Genomic DNA, 3,467 nt, shown 5'->3' on the forward strand with positions numbered 1-3,467 from the left:
CGACCTGGCACGCGTCGCGGAGCTGGTGCCGCAGTGGGCATCGGTCGAGGAGGCGAACCAGGCCGAGGTGTTGACCCGGCACGTCGCGGCCGCCGTCGAACGGGCGCTGAAGGCAACGCCGTCGGAGTCCGGTCGGGTGGACCTGGTCAACCGCTTGCTCGATCGGCTCGACGCGCACGACCAGCGCCTCGCCGAGGCGGTGGAGCAGCTCGTGGTGCTGACCCGGCAGATCGCGCCGGGGGTGCACCAGCTCGTCCGGCCGGTGACCCCGCTGTCGTCGGCGGCCCTGCTGACCAACGCGCACGGCGAGCCGTCGCTGATGGCGGCGCTGAACTCGGAGCTGGTCTCCGCCGACCGGGTCGACCTGCTCTGCGCGTTCATCCGCTGGCACGGCCTGCGGGTGCTCGGCGACGAGCTGGCGCGGCTGCGCGAGCGCGGGATCCCGTTCCGCGTGATCACCACGACCTACATGGGCGCCACCGAGCAGCGGGCGGTCGACGAGCTGGTCCGCCGCTACGGGGCGGAGGTGAAGATCAGCTACGCCAGCGCGTCGACCCGGCTGCACGCGAAGGCCTGGTTGTTCAGGCGGAACTCGACCTTCGACACCGCCTTCGTCGGCAGCAGCAACCTGTCCCGGTCGGCGCTGGTCGACGGACTGGAGTGGAACGTCCGGCTGTCGTCCGTCGGCACCGGACACCTGATCCGGAAGTTCGAGACCACCTTCGACAGTTACTGGGCGAACCCGGAGTTCGTGCCGTACGACCCGGAGGACCCGGCCGACGTCGAGCGGCTGGCGCAGGCGCTGGGCCGCAACCGGGTGGACGTCACCCCGCTCACCGGGCTCGAGGTCACCGCGCGGCCGCACCAGGCGCAGATCCTCGAGGCGCTCGCGGCGGAGCGGGAGGTGCACGACCGGCACCGCAACCTCGTCGTCGCGGCGACCGGCACAGGAAAGACCGTGGTCGCGGCCCTGGACTACGCCCGGTTGGGGGGCCGGCTGCTCTTCGTCGCCCACCGCAAGGAGATCCTCGACCAGTCCCGCCGCACGTACCGGGCGGTGCTGGCCGACGGCGCGTTCGGCGAGGTCTACGTCGACGGCGAGCGGCCCGAGCGCTGGACCCACGTGTTCGCGAGCGTGCAGTCGCTGCACGCGTACGGGATCGACCGGCTCCCGCCCGACCACTTCGACGTGGTCGTCGTCGACGAGTTCCACCACGCCGAGGCCGCGACCTACCGCCGGCTGCTGGCCCGCCTGCAGCCCCGCGAGCTGCTCGGTCTCACGGCGACGCCCGAACGCACCGACGGCACGGACGTCCGGCGCTTCTTCGACGGCCGCAGCGCCTTCGAGCTACGGCTCTGGGACGCCCTCGACGCCGACCTGCTCGTCCCCTTCCACTACTTCGGGGTGGCCGACGAGGTGGACCTGCGCGGCGTCGAGTGGAAGCGCGGCTCCTACGACCCCGCCGCGCTCGATAGTCTCTACACCGGCAACGACCTGCGGGCGGCGATGGTCGTCCGGCAGGTGCGCGACAAGGTCACGGACGTCCGGTGGATGCGCGCGCTCGGCTTCTGCGTCTCGGTGGCGCACGCGGAGTACATGGCGGAGGTGTTCACGCGGGCCGGCATCCCGAGCCTCGCGGTCTCCGGGGCGACGCCGCGGCCCGAGCGGGAGGAGGCCCTGCGCCGGCTGCGCGAGCGCGAGGTGAACTGCCTGTTCGCTGTGGACCTCTTCAACGAGGGCCTCGACATCCCCGAGATCGACACCGTCCTGCTGCTGCGGCCGACGCAGAGCGCCACCGTGTTCCTGCAGCAGCTCGGCCGCGGGCTGCGCCGGACGCCGGGGAAGGCGGTGCTCACGGTGCTGGACTTCATCGGGCAGCACCGCCGCGACTTCCGGTTCGACCTGCGGTACCGGGCGCTGACCGGCAGCTCGCGGCGGCGGCTGATCGAGGACGTCGAGCAGGGTTTCCCGTATCTGCCCGCGGGGTCCGCGCTGGTCCTCGACCCGGTCGCCCGTCGGACGGTGCTCGAGAACGTGAAGGGGCAGCTGCGGCTGCGGAAGGCCGACCTGGTGGCCGACGTCCGCTCGTACGGCGACGTCGGGCTGGCCGACTACTTGCGCGAGGCGGACCGGGACCTGGCCGACGTCTACCGCTCCGGCGGCTCGTGGACGGCGCTGCGCCGCGAGGCCGGGCTGCCCGCGCCCGACCCCGGTCCGGGCGAGGCCGCGCTGCTCACGCGGCTGGCCCTGTTCACGCACGTCGACGACCCCGAGCGGGCCTCCGTCTACGCGCAGCTCGCCGACCCCGCCGGCCCGCGCTACGCCGACCTGACCGAGCGCGAGCAGCGGCTCGCCCGGATGCTGTTCTTCCTGGTCTGGCCGGCCCGCGGCGGGTTCGCGCACTACGAGGAGGGCCTCGCCCACCTGCGCCGGCACCCCGCCGTGTGTGCCGAGCTGCGCGAGCTCACCGCGCTGACCCTCGACCGGGCGCGGCACGTCCCGCGGTCCCTCGGCGAGGGGCTGCAGCACGTGCCGCTGCAGAGCCACGCGCACTACCGGCGCGAGGAGGTGCTCGCCGCACTGGACTGGGCCTCGCTCGAGCGGAAGGCGTACGGGCACGCGGCCGGCGTGGTCTGGGCGCCGGAGACGCGCACGGACGCCTTCTTCGTCAACCTCCGCAAGACCGAGCGGGACTTCTCGCCGACCACCATGTACCGCGACTACGCCCAGCGGCCCGACCTCTTCCACTGGGAGTCGCAGAACGCCACGACCGTCGCCTCCGCGACGGGGCAGCGGTACCTGCACCACCGGGAGCGGGGCACGCACGTCGTCCTGTTCGTGCGGGAGACGAAGCACGACGACATCGGCGCCGCCCCGTTCCTCTGCCCCGGGACCTGCGAGTACGTCTCGCACGAGGGGGAGAAGCCGATCTCGATGGTCTGGCGGCTGCGCCGGGAGATGCCGGGGGAGACCTTCCTCGCGGCGAGCGTGGTGGCGGGCTGATCTGGTCAGGTCTGGTCCGACCGGGACAGGGTGATTCCGTGCCGGAGCAGCTGAACGCGGTCGGGGGGCTTCCGTGAGCTGCCGATCACCGCGGCCCACGCCCGGGCGGCCGCGGCCCTCCCGGCCCACCACCGCGATCCCTTCGACCGCGTGCTCGTCGCTCAGGCCAGGCTCGAAGGGCTGACGCTGGTCACGGCCGACCCGGCGATCGACGCGTACCAGGTCGTCGTCCTTCCCGCGGCGGAGTGACCCCCGGGCGGTGATCGACACGCGGCAAGTCGCGGGTCGGGACGGGACCGTCGGACGTCAGTGGGATGCTTCCTCCCATGAAGTCGCGCGTTCTGGTGGTCGACGACGACCCGGCCCTGGCCGAGATGCTGACCATCGTCCTGCGGGGCGAGGGCTTCGACACCGCCGTGGTCGGGGACGGGACCCGGGCGCTGCCCGCCGTGCGGGACATGCG

Annotated in this window: 2 protein-coding genes and 1 pseudogene; all 3 read left to right on the plus strand. The window is 73.1% G+C overall.

From position 1 onward, the window contains the following. Positions 1 to 3,004 (plus strand): DUF3427 domain-containing protein (locus AB0B41_RS42865; protein WP_358212948.1); only part of this gene is annotated, 3,004 nt, incomplete at its 5' end. A gap of 78 nt (positions 3,005 to 3,082) precedes the next feature. Beyond that, a complete protein-coding gene (locus tag AB0B41_RS42870; protein ID WP_358212950.1) occupies positions 3,083 to 3,253 on the plus strand; it encodes a PIN domain-containing protein in 171 nt (56 codons plus the stop codon). Positions 3,254 to 3,330: 77 nt separating this feature from the next. Further along, positions 3,331 to 3,467: pseudogene (locus tag AB0B41_RS42875) on the plus strand (DNA-binding response regulator); the annotation flags it as partial.

The organism is Pseudonocardia sp. NPDC049154 (assembly GCF_040648315.1).
GTDB lineage: Bacteria > Actinomycetota > Actinomycetes > Mycobacteriales > Pseudonocardiaceae > Pseudonocardia.